The 17,693-nt window shown below is 73.9% G+C and carries 16 protein-coding genes; 14 read left to right on the forward strand and 2 right to left on the reverse strand.

Annotated features, from left to right (window positions below):
• The first annotated feature begins 397 nt into the window (after positions 1-397).
• The 3 genes from ACFQ87_RS22500 to ACFQ87_RS22510 all read left to right on the forward strand — a co-directional run bounded on the left by ACFQ87_RS22500 (position 398) and on the right by ACFQ87_RS22510 (position 3,051).
• The gene (locus ACFQ87_RS22500; RefSeq protein ID WP_380612645.1) at positions 398-1,714 is read left to right on the forward strand and encodes a DHA2 family efflux MFS transporter permease subunit; all 1,317 of its coding nucleotides are present in this window, start codon (positions 398-400) and stop codon (positions 1,712-1,714) included.
• 67 nt (positions 1,715-1,781) lie between these two features.
• A complete protein-coding gene (locus ACFQ87_RS22505; protein WP_380612581.1) occupies positions 1,782-2,297 on the forward strand; it encodes a MarR family winged helix-turn-helix transcriptional regulator in 516 nt (171 codons plus the stop codon).
• A gap of 562 nt (positions 2,298-2,859) precedes the next feature.
• On the forward strand, positions 2,860-3,051 hold the full coding sequence (locus ACFQ87_RS22510; protein WP_380612582.1) for a hypothetical protein: 192 nt from the start codon (positions 2,860-2,862) through the stop codon (positions 3,049-3,051).
• Between the two features lie 141 nt (positions 3,052-3,192).
• On the opposite strand, the gene ACFQ87_RS22515 is transcribed toward ACFQ87_RS22510, so the two are convergent.
• Both ACFQ87_RS22515 and ACFQ87_RS22520 read right to left on the reverse strand, forming a co-directional pair.
• Complete coding sequence (locus tag ACFQ87_RS22515) at positions 3,193-6,168, reverse strand: BTAD domain-containing putative transcriptional regulator (protein ID WP_380612583.1); 2,976 nt, start codon at positions 6,166-6,168, stop codon at positions 3,193-3,195.
• Between the two features lie 136 nt (positions 6,169-6,304).
• Complete coding sequence (locus tag ACFQ87_RS22520) at positions 6,305-7,303, reverse strand: LuxR C-terminal-related transcriptional regulator (protein ID WP_380612584.1); 999 nt, start codon at positions 7,301-7,303, stop codon at positions 6,305-6,307.
• A 231-nt stretch (positions 7,304-7,534) separates the two neighbouring features.
• On the opposite strand from ACFQ87_RS22520, the gene ACFQ87_RS22525 reads away from it, so the two are divergent.
• Genes ACFQ87_RS22525 through ACFQ87_RS22575 form a run of 11 tightly spaced genes read left to right on the forward strand, consistent with a single transcriptional unit; the run spans position 7,535 to position 17,693 of the window.
• Positions 7,535-7,702: a hypothetical protein gene (locus ACFQ87_RS22525; RefSeq protein ID WP_380612585.1), complete on the forward strand. Its 168-nt coding sequence runs from the start codon at positions 7,535-7,537 to the stop codon at positions 7,700-7,702.
• Positions 7,703-7,713: 11 nt separating this feature from the next.
• Positions 7,714-8,037 carry a hypothetical protein gene (locus ACFQ87_RS22530; RefSeq protein ID WP_380612586.1) on the forward strand — a complete coding sequence of 108 codons (324 nt, stop codon included), beginning with the start codon at positions 7,714-7,716 and terminating at the stop codon, positions 8,035-8,037.
• The gene (locus ACFQ87_RS22535) at positions 8,034-8,246 is read left to right on the forward strand and encodes an MbtH family protein (RefSeq protein WP_380612587.1); all 213 of its coding nucleotides are present in this window, start codon (positions 8,034-8,036) and stop codon (positions 8,244-8,246) included. Before ACFQ87_RS22530 ends, ACFQ87_RS22535 begins: the two co-directional genes overlap by 4 nt.
• A gap of 4 nt (positions 8,247-8,250) precedes the next feature.
• Positions 8,251-9,093: a dimethylargininase gene (ddaH, locus tag ACFQ87_RS22540; protein WP_380612588.1), complete on the forward strand. Its 843-nt coding sequence runs from the start codon at positions 8,251-8,253 to the stop codon at positions 9,091-9,093.
• Complete coding sequence (locus ACFQ87_RS22545) at positions 9,090-10,154, forward strand: TauD/TfdA family dioxygenase (protein ID WP_380612589.1); 1,065 nt, start codon at positions 9,090-9,092, stop codon at positions 10,152-10,154. The genes ddaH and ACFQ87_RS22545 overlap by 4 nt, the downstream gene beginning before the upstream one ends.
• The gene (locus tag ACFQ87_RS22550; protein WP_380612590.1) at positions 10,147-11,874 is read left to right on the forward strand and encodes an amino acid adenylation domain-containing protein; all 1,728 of its coding nucleotides are present in this window, start codon (positions 10,147-10,149) and stop codon (positions 11,872-11,874) included. The genes ACFQ87_RS22545 and ACFQ87_RS22550 overlap by 8 nt, the downstream gene beginning before the upstream one ends.
• Entirely contained in the window at positions 11,871-12,641 is a 771-nt protein-coding gene (locus ACFQ87_RS22555; protein ID WP_380612591.1) for a thioesterase II family protein, read from the forward strand. Before ACFQ87_RS22550 ends, ACFQ87_RS22555 begins: the two co-directional genes overlap by 4 nt.
• A 13-nt stretch (positions 12,642-12,654) precedes the next feature.
• A complete protein-coding gene (gene hppD, locus ACFQ87_RS22560) occupies positions 12,655-13,716 on the forward strand; it encodes a 4-hydroxyphenylpyruvate dioxygenase (RefSeq protein WP_380612592.1) in 1,062 nt (353 codons plus the stop codon).
• Positions 13,713-14,816, forward strand: coding sequence for an alpha-hydroxy acid oxidase (locus tag ACFQ87_RS22565; RefSeq protein ID WP_380612593.1), 1,104 nt, complete (start codon positions 13,713-13,715; stop codon positions 14,814-14,816). Before hppD ends, ACFQ87_RS22565 begins: the two co-directional genes overlap by 4 nt.
• Positions 14,813-16,135, forward strand: a complete 1,323-nt coding sequence (locus tag ACFQ87_RS22570) for a PLP-dependent aminotransferase family protein (RefSeq protein ID WP_380612594.1) — start codon at positions 14,813-14,815, stop codon at positions 16,133-16,135. Before ACFQ87_RS22565 ends, ACFQ87_RS22570 begins: the two co-directional genes overlap by 4 nt.
• Before the next feature lie 37 nt (positions 16,136-16,172).
• Complete coding sequence (locus ACFQ87_RS22575; RefSeq protein WP_380612595.1) at positions 16,173-17,693, forward strand: AMP-binding protein; 1,521 nt, start codon at positions 16,173-16,175, stop codon at positions 17,691-17,693.

A 17,693-nucleotide genomic window follows, 5' to 3' on the forward strand; every position in this document is an offset into this window, starting at 1 on the left:
TCCGCGACAACTGCGGCAACTCCTTCGGAGGCATCGGCGCTTTCACCGGCACCACGACCACGATCGCCGACAGCATGATCACCGGCAACCACGCAGTGCACAACGGCGGCGGTGTGGCCAACGACGGCGGACACCGGCCCGTCGCAGATCGCACACCCGTGCGGCCTGCGGCGCGACACCCCGGGCCGGACAAGGCAGCGGCGAGAGGCGCCAGGGCTTCGCTCGGCCGGCCCCGCAACGCCATCGGCTCCAGTGGTAGTTGTATGACTATAATGGTTGTATGTCATTAACTAAATGGTCTTCCGTCCTCTCCCCTGCCGCCCGTGGCATCGTTGCGGCCTCGCCGGACCGCCGCGGGCGCTCGAGGGTGCTCGCCATCTGCTGCCTGAGCCTGTTCATGGTCGGCGTGGACAACACGATCGTGAACGCCGCTCTCCCGGCCATCCAGCGCGACCTGCACGCCACCGTCACCGGGCTGCAGTGGGTGGTGGCCGCCTACACCGTCGTCCTGGCAAGCCTGTTGCTGCTCGCCGGCTCCACCGGCGACCGCCTCGGGCGGCGCCGCACGTTCCAGACCGGCCTCATGCTGTTCACCCTCGGCTCGCTGCTGTGCTCGCTCGCGCCGGGCCTGGACTGGCTGGTCGCCGCCCGCGTGCTGCAGGCGGTGGGCGGTGCGATGCTCAACCCGGTCGCCATGTCGATCATCACCAACACCTTCACCGAGCCCCGCGAGCGGGCCCGCGCGATAGGCGTGTGGGGCGCGGTGGCGGGCGTCAGCATGGCGCTCGGGCCGCTGCTCGGCGGTGGCCTGGTCGACTTCGTCGGCTGGCGCGCGATCTTCTGGGCCAACATCCCGGTGGGCCTGGCCGCCCTCGTACTGTGCGCACTGTTCGTCCCCGACTCCCGTGCCGACCACCCACGCCCGCTGGACCCGGTCGGGCAGCTGCTGATCGTCGTCCTGCTCGGCAGCCTCGCCTACGGTCTCATCGAGGCACCCACCGCCGGCTGGGCCTCCGCGCAGACCCTGGGCTGCCTCGCGGTCGCCACGCTGGCGCTGGCCTGCCTGGTGCCCTACGAACTGCGCCGCACCGCGCCGCTGATCGACCCGCGGCTGTTCACCCGCGCCCCCTTCGCCGGGGCCGTCGCCATCGCGATCTTCGGCTTCGCCGCACTCGGGGGTTTCCTTCTGCTCAACACCCTCTACCTGCAGGACGTCCGCGGCTGCTCACCGCTGCACGCCGGCGTGCTGACCCTGCCGATGGCGGGCGTGACCATGCTGGTCTCGCCGATGGCCGGCCGTCTGGTCGCCACCCGGGGAGCACGCCTGCCGCTGGTCGTCTCCGGGAGTGCCATGGCCGCCGGCATGCTGATGCTGACCGGCCTGAGCGTGCACACCGCCACCTGGCAACTCGTCAGCTCCTACGCGCTGTTCGGCCTCGGCTTCGGCATGCTGAACGCGCCGGTCACCAACACCGCCGTCTCCGGCCTGCCGCCCGCCCAGGCCGGGGTCGCCGCCGCCGTCGCCACCACCAGCCGCCAGACCGGCCAGGCGCTCGGGGTCGCGGTGATCGGCTCCCTGGCCACCTCGGCCGTGCACGGCCCGCTGAGCACCGGTTTCCCGTCGGCCAGCCACGTCGGCTGGTGGATCGCGACGGCCTGCGGCGCAGCGGTGCTGATGCTCGGTATCCTCACCACCGGCCGTCGGACCGGGTAGGCCGGACCCATGGCGCCGCGGTCGGACACGGACCCGGACCGACCAGTAGAGCGGAGCGCGACAGCGGATGAACGACAGCAGGAACGACGGCGGCGGGCCGGGTGCACACACCACGGGCGGCGGTGCCGAGCCCCGCCCGGACGATGACGCGGACACCGGCGCGGTGGTCCCACCGGAGGCGGCCCGGGTCTGGGCCGCCATGTCCTTCCTGGTGCTGAAGCAGGAGAACCGCCGAGCCGAGGTGGAGGAGGCGCTGGGCCTCAGCTTCTTCCGCGTCAAAGCGCTGCGCCGGCTGCTGGCCGGCCCGTTGACCATGCGGGAGCTGACCGACCGGCTCTCCACCGACAAGCCGTACACCACGCTGGTCGTGGACGAGCTGGAGCGGCGCGGCTATGTGGAGCGCAGCGTCCACCCGGTGGACCGCCGGTCCAAGATCGTCAGTCTTACCGCCACCGGCACCGCCGCCGCCGAGCGGGCCGAATCGATCCTGACCCGCCCCCCGCGCACCCTTCTCGCGCTCGCCCCCGAGGAAATCACCGTCCTGGATCGCATCATGACCAAGCTCCAGCGGCCGCAGGGGTAGGACCTGGCTCCCCGGTGGGGCCGCCCGCAGCCCCGGTGCGCCGGGCCGTCAGCCGGATTCGTCACCGGGTGCCGCGACCGCGGCGACTGCCGGGAAGGGGCTCCGCACCCGGCCCCGGCCATCCGCTGCGGCCGGGGCTTCTCGCGGGGCGCTACTTGTCCGAACATCGAAAGCAGGGTGTCGGAGAGGGTTCTGGTTCCCGCGGCCCGGCGGATGTCGGTCGTCATGGCGCAGATCCTCCCAGGGGCGACCGGAAGGCTCGTGACCAGGGTGGTCTCGTCCTTGCGAGTCGCGCCGGACGGTGGTCGCCTCACCGGCGCTCTCGACGAACCCCAGGAACGACCAGCGACAGGCCGACCGTCGGGCCGAGGAAGACCGTCAGCGCACCGGGGCAACCACCAGCGCGCGCCGTCGGGGCCGACCGGCCTCCGGTGGCGCTGCGGGCGCCCCGTGCTCGGCGCGTATATGAGATGTAGATGGGGCGCTGCGATAGTCGGTCGCAGAACAACTCGCACGCCAGGTGGCACCCATGGGTCCCTGGACGAACAGACAGGGGTTTCCCGTGCAGCGCATCCAGAAGTCCGTCACGCGTCGTCTGGCCTTCCTCGCTCCCGCCGCCCTGGCCGCGGTCCTGGCCGTGCTGGGAACCGTGGCCGGCGCGTCGGCCCACTCCGGTGACGCGCGACTGACGTCCGCGGCCGACCACCAGGACAAGCCCGGCAAGGGGACCTCGGAGTTCAACAGCAAGGCCTGACGGCGCCCGGGCGCGGGCGGGCGGTGGTGCCGGGTCGTCACGCCCAGTGGCACCGCCCGCCGACCGAAGCCGCAATCCGGCCTCCGTCCCGCCGGAGCGCCGACGTGATCCTTGCAGGGCGCCGCCTGCCGCGGTCTGCGCTCAGGCCACCGGGTGCGGGGCAGCGGCGGCGTCCACGATCCGACGCGCCTGCGCGGCCTCGGGCAGTCCGGCCCGGGTGAAGACCTCCAGCGCCTCGCGGGAATGCGCCAGGGCGTCTTCGCGGTGGCCGGCGTCGAGCGAGACGCGGGCGTGGATCAGCAGGGCGTAGCCCTGGTCGCGGTGGCGGTCGGGCACGGTGCGCAGGTGGGCCACCGCCTTGGCCGCCGCGTCCAGCGCGGGTTCGGTGCGGCCGAGAGCGTTCAGGGTGTCCGCGTACCGGTAGCGTGCCTGTGCCTGCTGGCCCGGTATCCGTACGGTCTCGCAGAGGTCGAGGCACTCCTCGTAGCTGGCCAGCGCCTCGTGCAGGCGGCCCAGTTCGTGCAGGGCCTGGCCGCGGACGCACAGCGCGTGGGCGATGCCGTGGTGGTCCGCCAGCGCGCGCAGTGCCTCCAGCGCCTCGTCGCAGGCGGGCAGCGCTTCTTCGGCGCGGCCGCCGCGGATCCTGGCCAGTGCGGCGTTGAGCGTGATGGTCAGCGCGCCGGAGCGGTGCCCCTGCTCCCGGGCCAGGGCGAGCGCCCGGTCGAAGCACTCGGCCGCCTCGTCGTAGTGCTGCTCGAACTGGGCGATGACGCCCAGGTCGTTGTACGCCTGCTGGAGGATGGCGCGGTCGCCGGCCCGCAGGCACGCCTCCACCGCCAGGTGGGAGTTGGCGCGCGCCCGGGTCAACTGGGTGGCCTGGAGGGCCGCGTTGCCGCAGATGAAACGGGCGCGTCCGGCCGCGCGGTGGTTCCCGCCCTGCGCCGCGGCGCGGGCGAGCGCGTCGGCGGTGACGGCGATGCGCGCGTACGGGATGTCCTGGCCGAACGAGCTGAGGGCCACCAGGAGGTCGGCGGCCACCGTCAGCAGCTCCGTCTCGGCGCCGCCCTGGCGTCGGAGGGCGAGCTGGACGGCGTGGAGCGCGAAGTCGAACTCCGCGACGACCCAGGCCCGGGCCTCGGCCAGGTCCCCGATCCGTGCGTCGCCCGGCTCCGTGGTCGTGGCGGTGATCGTGCTGTGCACCGGGTCCCCGGGCACGATCCGCTGGAAGGCCTCGGCGGCCATTCCCATCAGGTGGTGGAGCAGGCGACGCGGCACCGCGGAGTCCGCCTCGTCCGGGGGGCCGGTGTGCGGGCCGGTCAGGTTCAGCGCGAAGTCCCGGCCGAGCTCGTGATGCCGGTACCGGCCCGGTTCCGGCGACTCGAGCAGCGCGGCGTCGACCAGCGCTTCCAGCAACGTCTCCGCGTCCGCCTCCGCCAGGTCCAGTGCCGCGGCGGCGGCGGCCAGGCCGATGCTCGGCCGGGCCACGGAGGCCAACCGGCGGAACACCGCCGCCTGCTGGTCCGTCAGCTGGCGGTAGCCGAGTTCGAAGACGGCGGCGACCGCCAGGTCGTCGGCCCGCAGCTCGGCCAGTCGGCGCCGTTGGTCGGCCAGGCGGACCACGAGGTGTGCCACCGTCCAGCCCGGTCGGGCCGCCAGGCGTGCGGCCACGATGCGCACCGCGAGCGGCAGGTGGGCGCACGCGCCGACGAGCGCGTCCGCGGCGGACTCCTCCCGGTCGATCCGCTCCGGGCCCACGATCTGCCTGAGCAGGGCGAGGGCCTCCACCGGGCTGAACTCCGTCAGCTGGACGTGGCTGCCCGACAGCAGGCCGGCGAGGCGGGCCCGGCTGGTCACCACCACCGCGCAGCGGGCGGACCCCGGAAGCAGGGGCTTGACCTGGGCGGTGTCGCGCGCGTCGTCGAGCAGGAGGAGCACCCGGCGTCCGTCGAGGACGGTACGGAACAGCCGGGCCCGGTCCTCCAACGAGCCGGGTATCTCCCGTCGGGGCACCCCCAGGGCGGACAGCAGACTGGCCAGCACCGTTCCCGGATCCGCCGGGTCCGTACCGGTGCCGCGCAGGTCGGCGTAGAGCTGGCCGTCGGGGAACGCCTCCTTGACCTGGTGCGCCACCCGCAGGGCCAGCGCGCTCTTGCCGATGCCGCCCATCCCGCTCACGGTGGCGACGGCCAGGGCGCTGCGGTCCCGGTCGGTGAGGGCGTCCGACAGGGCCGCGAGTTCGGCGGTCCGGCCGGTGAAGTCGGCGAGGCCGGCGGGGAGTTGGGCCGGGCGGGCGAAGGGGGCCGGCCCCGGGTCCGCGGCGTCGCCGGCCTCCGCCCGCGCCGGCACCGCCCCGGTGGCGGCGGGTGCCGGTACCGGGGCGACCAGCTCGGGGTCGCAGGCCAGGATCCGGCCGTGCAGCGCGCGGAGTTCCGGGCCCGGGTCCAGGCCGAGTTCGTCCGCCAGCACCTCGCGCGCCCTGCCGAACACGGCCAGGGCGTCGCCCTGGCGCCCGGCGGCGTACAGCGCGCGCATCAGGAGTCCGTACGCCCGCTCGCGCAGTGGTTCCTCGTGGATGAAGCCGGTCAGCTCGGGGACCACCTGGGCGTGCCGCCCCAGCAGGACGTCGAGGTCGAAGCGCTCCTCCAGCAGGTGCAGGCGCAGCTCGGACAGGCGGGAGCGCTGGTTCTGCGCGAACCGCCCCGGAACCCCCGCCAGCGGCTCGCCCCGCCACAGCGCAACGGCCTCGGCCAACGACCGGGCGGACGCGTCGTAGCGGCCCGCCTCGCGGGCGCGCGCCGCGTCGGCGGCCAGCTGTTCGGCCCGGAAGGCGTCGACCGACGCCGGCGGCACCGCGAGCCGGTAGCCGTCGTTCGCGGACGCCAGCACCTGCGGATCGCGGCCACCGGCCTCCAGGAGCTTGCGCAGCCGCCACACATACGTCCGCAGGATCATCACCGCGGAGTCCGGTGCCGCCTCGCCCCAGACGGCGGTGATCAGCTCGTGCAGGGGAACCACGTGGCCGGAACGCAGCGCCAGCGCGGCCAGGGCCGCCTGCTGCTGCGGCGGACCGCCGGACACGACGGACCCGCCGTTGCGCATGCCCACAGGTCCGAGCACGAAGAATTCCACAGTCCCCCCGGGGCGCACAGCTCTCACCGGTGACTGGCCGCCAGTGTTCTGGTGCACGCCGGTGTACGGGACGTCATCCTAGTGTGCAAGATCATGACACCCGCACGTCACCCGTTCGGCCAGGTCAGACCCAGCCGAGGCGGGCCGCGCGCAGGCCCGCCTCGAAGCGGCTGCGGGCGCCGAGCCGCTCGATGAGCGAGGCCATGATCCGCCGGGCGGTGCGGGCCGAGATGTGCAGCTGGCCCGCGGCGGACTCGTCGGTGTGGCCCTGCGCGAGCAGGGCCAGGAGGCAGCGTTCCTGTTCGCTCGGCACGAACGAGGCATCGGACGTGCCGCTGCCGAGCGGTAGGGCCGCTCCCCACTCCCGCTCGAACAGGGCGAGCAGCGGGGCGATCATGCCCGGCGCGGAGAGGTGGAGCGCGCCCTTGCGGCTGTCCGCCGGGTCGATCGGCACCAGGGCGTGGGACCGGTCGACCACGACCATGCGGGTCGGCAGCGAGGCCGCCGTACGGAACTCACCGCCGCGCGCGACCAGCGCGTGGGTGTACCGCAGGGTCGCGTCGTCGCCGCGGACGGCGTCCAGGCCGATGGTGCGGATCGCCACGCCGCGCTGCAGGACGACGGCGTCGTTGCGCAGGGCGGCCTCCAGTGAGGCGGGGGACTGGGGTCCGCCGGGCATGAAGGTCAGGATCTCGTTCCCGGCCTCCAGGGCCAGCCGCTCCAACCGTCGCTGCACCGCGTCCAGTCCGGCCAGCCGCTCGACCCCGTCCGCCTGCTGGGCGCCGCCGCCCGCGCCGGCCAGGATCCTGATCAGGGCCTGCTGGCTGCCCGCCGCCTGACGGTGGCTCCGGAGCAGTTCCTCGTGCTGCTGCTCCAGCAGCCGCTTCATGCCGAGGACCGGGTCCACGACGGTGAACCGGCTGGGCGCCTCGAAGGACGCCTGGACCAACTGCAGCGCGAACAGCCGGTCGAGGCAGTCGCGGATGCGGTCGGGCTCGACGTCCAGCCTGGCCGCGAGCTCGTCCACGCCCAGCGCCGTGTGGCTGAGCATCTCCTCGTACACCGTCCGGTCCAGCGTCTCCAGGCAGAGCGTCACGGACACCGCCTTTCCTCCTGTGGTCACCCCGTGGATCTTGCGACCAGCCTGCACGCCGGTCATCTACGAGCGATACACGCCCGGTTCTACGCAGATGAGCGGGTGTCACAAAGCGGCCTGGACGGTTTTGCCGGTCCCGGACCCGTTCCCTCGGAGCAGCCCGGCCGACGAGGATGGACACGTCGCTCCGGCAGGTGCCGGGCGCCCGCCGGGGGCTCACCCGGCCACCTCTCTCCCACTTCCGATGAGGGCACCCCCATGACTTCTCGCATCCACGTCGTCCGTGCGGCCTGCGCCGCCGCCATCGTCCTGGCGACCGCCGTCCTCGGGCAGTCCGGTGGGCAGGGGCGGCCGCAACTGCACGTCACGGGGGCGCTCCACGCGGCAGGACCGGCCGTGGCCGTCGACGGCCTCATCTGGGACTGACACGACCCGGCGTGGAGCTGACCCTCATCGCCCTCACCCCGGCCGACCCGGTCGCGGTCCGCCTGCCGGACCGCCGCCGCATCATCGACCTGCTCTGGGCCGCGGCAGGCCCCGGGGAGCGCCTGGAACACGTCAGCGCGCAGGTCGGCCCGCAGGACATCCGGCTCGGGTTGTTCACCGTGGCGACGCCCGAACTGACCGCCGGGGCCGCCGCGCTGGCCATCTGCCGACGCGCGCTCGCGATCTCCCCTCCGCTCAGCGGCTGGCGCATCGCCGGCGAACCATCCCTTCGACAAGACGTCATCCGTCACACGACGCGACAGGAGCATCCGTGACCAACCCCTTCGAGGACGAGGAAGCCACCTACCTCGTCCTGGTCAACGAGGAGAACCAGCACTCCCTGTGGCCCGCCTCGCTCGCGGTCCCCGCGGGCTGGACGACCACCCACGGCCCGGCCGGCCGCCAGGACTGCCTGGACCACATCGAGAACACCTGGACCGACCTGCGCCCGGCGAGCCTGATCGCCGCCCTCGGGGAGGCCTGATCCGATGCCGATCCAGCGCACCGCCCGTCCCCGGCACTACCTGATGTGCCGCCCCTCCCACTTCACCGTCGACTACCGCATCAACCCGTGGATGGATCCGGCCAAGCCGACCGACACGGCGCTGGCCGTGCTGCAGTGGGAGCGGCTGTACGCCCTCTACCAGGAGCTCGGGCACACCGTCGACCTGGTGGAGCCGGTCCCCGGCCTGCCCGACATGGTCTACTCCGCCAACGGCGCCACGGTCCTGGACGGCCGGGTCCTGATGGCCAGGTTCCGGCACGCCGAACGGGCCGCCGAGGCGCCCGCCTACCAGGCGTGGTTCGAGCGCAACGGCTACACCGAGGTGCACGCCGCCCGTCACGTCAACGAGGGCGAGGGCGACTACCTGGTCGCCGGCGACCGGATCCTGGCCGGCACCGGCTTCCGCACCGACCCGGCCGCGCACGCCGAGGCCGAGCAGGTGCTGGGCGCCCCGGTGGTGAGCCTGACCCTGGTGGACCCGCGCTTCTACCACCTGGACACCGCGCTCGCCGTGCTCGACGACGACGAGATCATGTACTTCCCGGGCGCCTTCTCGCCGGAGTCCCGCGCGGTCCTGCGCGAGCTGTACCCCGACGCGCTCCTCGCCACCGAGACCGACGCCGAGGCCTTCGGGCTGAACGCGATCTCCGACGGACGCCACGTGCTGCTGTCCCAGACCGCGCGCGACCTCGCGGACCGGCTGGCCGAGCGCGGGTTCGAGCCGATCGGTGTCGACCTCTCCGAGCTGTTCAAGGGCGGCGGCAGCGTCAAGTGCTGCACCCTGGAGCTGCGCCACGCCGCGCCGACCCCGGGCGGTGCCCGGTGACCGCGCCGACGAACCGCTCACCGCTGAACGACGCCCCCCGGACCGGAGCCCTCGACTGGCACACCGAGCCGGGCGCCCCCGCCACCGTCCGGGCACCCGAGCTGGCCGACGCGGCCGAAGCCCGCGCCTGGCTCGCGCACCACCGCGACGACCTGCGGGCCGGACTGCACCGTCACGGGGCGGTGTACCTGCGCGGACTGCCGGTCCGCAGCGTGGAGGACTTCGCCCTGGTCCGCGACGAGCTGATCCCGCGGGCGACCCCGTACCGGGAGAAGGCCACTCCGCGCAGCGACTTCGGCGGCGGGGTCTTCTCCTCCACGGACCTGCCCGCCGGGCAGGCGATCAGGCCGCACAACGAGAACAGCTACACCCTGACCTTCCCGGGGCTGCTGCTCTTCGGCTGCCTGACCGCGCCCGAGGAGGGCGGCGCCACCCCGGTCGCCGACTGCCGCGAGGTGCTGCGCGCCCTCCCGGCCGAGCTGGTCGAGCGGATGCGCGCGTCCGGCTGGACCCTGACCCGCAACTTCTCGGAAAGCCTCTCGGTCGCCTGGCAGGCCGCGTTCGGGACGCAGTCCCGCGACGAGGTCGAGCGTTACTGCGCCGAGAACCACATCTCCTGCGCCTGGGATGCGGACGGCCGTCTGCGCACCAGCCAGATCCGGCCCGGGATCGTCCGGCACCCGCACACCGGGGAGGAGGTGTGGTTCAACCACCTGGCGTTCTGGAACCAGTTCTCCCTGGAGGAGGAGATCCGCGAAGTCCTGGTGGACGAACTCGGTCCGGACGGGCTTCCGTTCAACACCGGCCTCGGTGACGGCACCGCGCTGACGGCGGCGGAGCTGGAGACCATCAACACCGCGTACGAGAACGCCACCGTGCGCCGCGCCTGGCAGCCGGGCGATCTCCTGCTGGTCGACAACGTCCTGACCGCGCACGCCCGCGACCCCTTCCGGGGCGAGCGCCGGATCGTGGTCGCCATGGGCGAGCCGGTCTCGGTGTACGACTGCGCACCGACCGTCGCCCCGCGCGCGGCCACCGCCACGGCGGTGTCCCATGACTGACCCGCAGACCCTGGTCGGCCGGTTCCTGCAGAGCGCTCGGTCGTTCCCGGACCGGGCCGCGGTGCACGGCGGCGACGGCACCCTCACCTTCGCCGAACTGGGCGAGCGCACGGCCCGGCTGGCCGGGGCGCTGCGCGCGCTCGGCATCGGCCCCGGCGACCGGGTGGGGGTGAGCGTGCCCAGGGGAACCGACTGGGTCGTGGCCCCCCTGGCCGTCTGGCGGGCGGGCGCCGCCTACGTGCCGCTCGACCCGGCGTACCCCGACGACCGGCTCGCCTTCGTCGCCGCCGACGCCGGACTGCGCGCGGTGGTCTCGGACACGGACCGGCCCGCGTGGGCGGACGGCCTGCCGGTGCTGAGCCCCCGTCAGCCGAGCCGGCCCGGCGCGGAGCCGGACGACGTCGTGGGCGACTCGCGGGCCCCGGCGTACGTCATCCACACCTCGGGGTCGACCGGACGCCCCAAGGGCGTGGAGGTCACGCACGCGAGCGTCGCCGCACTGGTGGCGGGCCTGGAGGAGCGCGGCGTCTACCCGGCCGGGCACCGGGTGGTCGGATGGAACGCCAGCCTGTCCTTCGACGCGTCCGTGCAGCAGTGGGTCAGGGTCTGCCGGGGCGACACCCTGGTCGTCCTGACCGACGAGGACCGCACCGACCCCGCCCGGCTGGACGCGCTGCTCGACGAGCACGCCGTGACGGACCTCGACTCCACCCCGTCCCACTGGCAGCTGATCGGTCCGCGGCTGCGGCCCGGTCGGGCCCTGCGGCTGCTGCTCGGCGGCGAGCCGGTACCCGAGCGGCTGTGGCGGTCGCTGGCACGGACGCCGTCGGTGGAGGCGTGGAACCTCTACGGTCCGACCGAATGCACCGTCGACGCCACCGCGGCCCGCATCACCGGCGACGCCCCGCACCTGGGCGAGGCCCTGGCCCACGTGCGCGCCCATGTGCTCGACGACGCGCTGCGGCCCGCCACCACCGGAGAGCTGTACCTGGCGGGTCCGGCCGTGGCCCTCGAATACGTCGGGCGGCCCGGACTGACCGCCGAGCGGTTCGTCGCGGACCCCTTCGCCGCCGACGGCACCCGGATGTACCGCACCGGGGACGAGGTCCGGCGCCGGCCGGACGGCGCACTGGAGTTCCTCGGCCGCACCGACCGCCAGATCAAGATCCGCGGGTTCCGGGTGGAGCCCGGCGAGCTGGAGGACCGGCTGCGCGCACACCCCCAGGTCACCGCCGCGGTCGCCGTGCCGTGCTCGGGCCCGGACGGGGACGCCTTCCTCGCGGCCTACTACGTCCTGGCACCGGAAGGGACGGCGGGCGACGACGACCTGCGCGCCCATTGTGCCGCCACGCTGCCCGGACACCTCGTGCCGTCCGCCCTCGTGCGCATGGACGCGCTGCCCCTGACCCCCAACGGCAAGGTGGACACCGCCGCGCTGCCCGCCGCCACGTCGGCGCCGGGTACCGCCGCCCAGCCTCCCGAGACCGAACTCGAACAGCTGATCGCCGACGTCTGGGCCGACGTGCTCGGCCGCGACACCGTCCACGCGGACGAGAACTTCTTCGCCCTCGGCGGCCACTCGCTGGTGGCGCTGCGGGTGGTCTCCCGCCTCAAGCGGGACGCCGGGATCGCGCTGCGGACCAAGGACGTCTACCGGTTCCCCCGGCTGCGGGACCTGGCCCGCCACGCGGAGTCGGTCCGGGCGGGAGCGGCCTCGTGAGCGCCCCGGACACCACCGTGGTACGGCTGAAGCACAGCCGCGACCCGGCCCGCACCCTGGTGTGCCTGGGTTTCTGCGGCGGGGGTACCGCGACCTACCACTCCTGGATCCCGGCGCTGCCGGACGACGTCGACCTGGTGGCGATCTGCTACCCGGGGCGCGAAGGGCGCTTCGCCGAGGAGTACGCGCAGACCTGGACCGAACTCGCGGCGGACGCCGCGCAGGGCGTCGCCTCGGTCGCGGCACAGGGACCGTACGTCCTGTTCGGCCACAGCATGGGCGGCTGGATGGCCTTCGACGTCACCGCCCGGCTCGCGGCGGCGGGCGCCCCCGCGCCACAGGCGCTGGTCGTCTCCGCCTGCAACGCCCCGGACCGGGGGGTGACCGACCGGGACCGGTTCCTGGCACAGGGGCAGCGCGACGACGAACTGCTCGACTGGATGCGCACCCACGGCCTGTTGCCCGATCACGTCCTCGACGAACCCGAACTCACGGAAATGGCCGTGGAGTTGATGCGGGCCGACCTGTGCGCGCGGGACACCTTCCGCTACACCCCGGGGACCCGGATCGACGTGCCGCTCCAGGTGTTCTCCGGCGACCGCGACCCGGTGATCGGGGACGACCTCGCCTCCCGCTGGGCCGGCCTGACCAGCGGCGCGTTCCGCCACGACGTCCTGCCGGGAGGCCACTTCTACACGCCCGAGACCTGGCGCGACCTCCCGACCCGGATCGCCTCGCTCACCTCTCCCGCCACCGCCGCCCCCTGACGAACGGCCCACCATGACCTTCTCTCCCGCCTTCGGCATCAGCCACGTCGAGTTCCACGTCGCCGACCTCGACTCGGCCGCGGCCGAGCTGACCGACCGCTACGGATTCCGCCCGGTGGCCCGCGCCTCCAGCGCCGAGGCGCAGTCCCTCGCGCTGTGCCAGGGCCGCATCGTCCTGGTCCTCACCCAGGCCCGCTCGCCGCACCACCCGGGCGCCGACTACGTCCTGGCCCACGGCGACGGCGTGGCCGACATCGCGCTGACCGTGGCCGACGTACCCGCCGTCTTCGACGAGGCGGTCTCCCGCGGGGCGGTGCCGCTCGCCGTGCCCCGCCGCCACCCCGACGGCCGGACCACGGCGGTGCTGGCCGGCTTCGGCGACGTGGTGCACACGCTCGTCGATCCCGGGCCCACCGCACTCCCGCCGGGCTTCACCGCGCTGCCGGACGCCGCGCCGGAGCACGGCGACGAACTCCTGGAGGACATCGACCACTTCGCCGTCTGCCTGCCGCCCGGGCAACTGCAGCGCACGGTGGACTTCTACACCCGGGTGCTCGGCTTCCGCATGATCTTCCAGGAGCTGATCGAGGTCGGCGCCCAGGCCATGGACTCCAAGGTGGTGCAGAGCGGATCCGGAGCGGTCACCCTGACCCTGATAGAGCCCGACACCAGCGCCGAGCCCGGCCAGATCGACCGCTTCCTGGCCGAACACGGCGGCCCCGGCGTCCAGCACGTGGCCTTCGCCTCCCGGGACATCGTCCGGGCCGTCGGCACACTGCGCGAGCGCGGCGTCGAGTTCCTGAGCGTCCCCGACACCTACTACGCGATGCTCGCCGAGCGCCTGGAGCTGACCCGGCACAGCACGCCCGCGCTGCACGAGATCAGCGTCCTGGTCGACGAGGACCACGACGGCCAGCTGTTCCAGATCTTCACCCGCTCCACCCACCCGAGGCGCACGCTGTTCCACGAGGTGATCGAGCGCTTCGGCGCCCGCACCTTCGGCAACGGCAACATCAAGGCGCTGTACGAGGCCGTCGAGGCGGAGCGCCAGGGCGCCGGGGCGGTGCCGCGGTGAGCGTCCACGACACGGCTCACGACCCCGTACGGCTGGGGGAGTTCGCCGACCTCGCCCGTCGGGTGCTGCCCCGGGAGGTGTGGGACTTCATCGAGGGCGGCAGCGGCGAGGAACTGACCCTGGCCGCCAACCGTGCCGCACTGGACCGGATCGGGATCGTGCCCCGGGTCCTCGCCGGCGGTACGGGTTGCGACACCGCGACCGAACTCCCCGGCGCCCGGGCGGCCCTGCCGCTCGCCGTCGCACCGATGGCCTACCAGCGGCTCTTCCACCCCGAGGGCGAGCTCGCCACCGCCCGAGCGGCCGCGGCCGCGGGCGTGCCGTTCACCGTGAGCACGCTGAGCAGCCAACCCGTCGAGGCCGTCACCGCGCTGGGCGGCACCACCTGGTTCCAGCTCTACTGCCAGCAGGACCCGGCGGCCACCGCCGACCTGGTCCGGCGGGCCGAGGAAGCCGGCTGCGCGGCGCTGATGGTCACCGTGGACGTGCCCTCGATGGGCCGCCGGCTGCGCGACCTGCGCAACGGCTTCGCGCTGCCCGCCGACGTGGCGGCCGTCCACCTCGACCCGGCCGAAACCCGCCGGGCCCGGGACCGCCGGCCCGGCGTCTCGGCCGTGGCACAACACACGGCCGAGACCTTCGCCCGCTCCCTGGGCTGGGACGACCTCGCCCGGCTGCGCGCCGAGACCCGGCTGCCCCTGATCGTCAAGGGGATCCTCGACCCGGGCGACGCCGCCACCGCCGCCTCCCTCGGCGCCGACGCCATCGTCGTCTCCAACCACGGCGGCCGCCAACTGGACGGCGCGGTGGCCAGCGTGGACATGCTGCCCGCCGTACGGGAGGCCGTCCCCACCCGCTGCCGGCTGCTGCTGGACAGCGGGATCCGCAGCGGCACCGACGTCCTCAAGGCCCTGGCCCTCGGCGCGAGCGGCGTCCTGCTGGGCCGGCCGGTGCTGTGGGGCCTGGCCGCCGACGGCGAGCAGGGGGTGAGCCGGGTCCTGCACCTGCTGCGGACCGAGCTGCGCTCCGCCCTGGAGCTGTCCGGCTGCACCGGCCCGGCCGACGCACCGTGGCTCTCGGTCCTGGGGGCCACCCGATGACCGCACCGGGCCCGACGGCCGCCCCCGTGGTACTGGACCGCGCGGACCTGCACGCCTCGCTCGCCGACCCCGCCCTGCTGTCGATGAACTTCCTCAACGAGGTGGCGGGGCGCTTTCCCGAGGCGGTCTCCTTCGCCCCGGGCCGGCCCACCGAGGACCACTTCGACCCGGCAGACCTGCACCGCTACCTCGACACCTACCGCCGCTACCTGGCCGAGCACAAGGGCTACGACGAGGCCCAGGTGCGGCGGGAGCTGTTCCAGTACGGCCGCACCAAGGGAATCGTCCACGAACTCATCGCCCGGCAGCTCGAACAGGACGAAGGCATCACCGTGGACCCGGAGGCCGTCGTGGTCACCGTCGGCGCCCAGGAGGCACTGTGGCTGGTGCTGCGCGCCCTGCGGGCGACCGAACGTGACGTCGTGCTCGCGGTGGACCCCACCTACGTCGGCCTGACCGGCGCCGCCCGGCTGCTGGACCTGCCCGTGCGGTCGGTCCGCGAAGGCCCCCACGGCGTACGCCCCGAGGACGTGCTGGAGCGGATCCGGCAGGTCCGCGCGGCGGGGGAGCGGCCCCGGGCGCTGTACCTGGTGCCCGACTTCTCCAACCCCAGCGGCCACTCCATGGACGTGCCGACCCGCCACCGGCTGCTGGAGATCGCCGCCCAGGAGGACATCCTCCTCCTGGAGGACAACCCCTACGGCTACTTCCGGGCGGCCGACAGCGACCGGCCCCCGACCCTGAAGGCACTCGACACCGGGCAGCGCGTGGTCTACCTCGGATCTCTGGCGAAGACCTGCTTCCCCGGCGCCCGGGTGGGATTCGCCGTGGCGGACCAGCGCGTCGCGGGCCCCGACCCGACCCTGCTCGCCGACGAGCTGTCACGGGCCAAGAGCATGGTCACCGTCAACACCTCACCGGTGAGCCAGGCCCTGGTGGGAGGCATGCTGCTGGAACACGGCGCCAGCCTGCTGCACGCCAACCGGCGCCAGATCGCCGTCTACCGACGCAACCTCGGCCGTCTCCTCCAGGGCCTGGACCGGCGCTTCGCGGAACTGCCCGGGGTCAGTTGGAACACCCCCACGGGGGGCTTCTTCGTGGTGCTCACCGTGCCGTTCCCCGTCACCGACACGCTGCTCGAACACGCCGCCGTACGGCACGGCGTGCTCTTCACCCCGATGCGCCACTTCAGCGAAGACGACCGCACCTGCCACCAACTGCGCCTGTCCTGCAGCTCCTTGACCCCCGACCAGATCGACACCGGACTGGACCGGCTGGCCGCCCTGATCGCCGAGCGCACCGCGACGCCGGGTGCCTGACCCCGGGACGCACCCGACCCGAGAAGAAGGGACTTCCATGCACACCGAAGCGAGCGGTTCACGGCGGTCGCTCATCCACCCCCTGCTCGACGCCGTCCGCCGCCACCACGCCTCGGTGGCGGTCGTCGACCGCGGCGTCCAGTACAGCTACGCCGAACTCGACGGGCTCTCCGCCGAGATCGCCGGCGGCCTCGCCGCCCGCGGCCTGGGACCGGGCACCGTGGTCGCCGTCCACGGCCACCGGTCCTGGACCCGCTGCGCCGCCGTGCTCGGTGCCTGGCGGGCCGGAGCCGGCGTGGTCTGCGTCGACCCCGGCATGCCCGCGCCCCGGGCCGAGAGGATCACCCGGTTCAGCGACCTCGTGCTGCGCGCCGACGACGCCGGGCCCACCGGCCGGGGCGGCACCGGCCCCACCGTCGACGAGGTGCGCGGCACCCCGCCGGCGGAACCCCGGGAAGGGCCGATCGGCTACGTCATCCCCACCTCGGGATCCACCGGCGAACCCAAGTCGGTCGCCGTCCCGCCGGGAGTCCTGGCCGCCCTCGGCGACTGGCACGTCCGGCACTGGTTCCACGACCGCCCGCCGCACACCCTGCAGGCGGCGTCCATCGGCTTCGACGTGGGCTACGAGGAACTCGTCGCCACCTGGCTCGCCGGCGCCACGCTGGTCGTGGTGGACGACGACCAGCGCCAGGACCCCTTCACGCTGATGGACGTGATCCGCGAGCACCGCGTCGCCCGGCTCTTCCTGCCCGTGGTGGGCCTGCACGCGCTGGCCACGGCCGCGGCCTTCGAACCGGACGCGATGCCCGACCTGCGGGAGATCGCCGTGGCCGGCGAGCGCCTGGTCGTCAACGCCGAGGTGCGCGGCTTCTGCGCGGCGGGCGGCATCACCCTGGTCAACGAGTACGGGCCCAGCGAGACCCACGTCGTCACCCAGTACCGGATGACGCCCGACCGGGCCGCCGACTGGCCCGACCACCCGCCGATCGGACGCGCGGTCGCCGGCGCGGAACTGCTCCGGCACGCGGACGGCGTGCTGCGGCCGTTCGCCCCGGGCGAGGAGGCCGAACTGATGGTCGCCGGCGACAGCGTCGGCCTCGGCTACCTCGGCGACCAGGAGCTCACCGACGCCAAATTCCGCACCGTGCCGCACCAGGACGGCACGGCGCGCCGCTGCTACGCCACCGGCGACCTGGTCCGCTTCGACGGCACCGACTTCCACTTCGTGGCGCGGGCCGACGACCAGGTCAAGGTGAACGGCTACCGCGTCGAACCCGGCGAGGTCGAAGCGGTCCTCAACGCGCTGCCGGGCGTGCGCCGGGCCGTGGTGGTGGCTGTGGAGGTCGCCGGCTCCCGGCGGCTCGCCGCCGCCTACACCCCGACCGCGACCGACGGCACCCAGCCCGAACTGCTCGCCGCGCACTGTGCCGCGCACCTGCCCGCGTACATGGTGCCCAAACACTTCCACCTCCTGGAGGAACTGCCGGTGACCGCGAACGGAAAGGTCGACCGGGCCGGGCTGCGCACCCTGTTCGACCCGGCCCGCACCGCCTGA

Origin of the sequence: Kitasatospora sp. NPDC056531 (assembly GCF_042794375.1) — a bacterium.
GTDB lineage: Bacteria > Actinomycetota > Actinomycetes > Streptomycetales > Streptomycetaceae > Kitasatospora.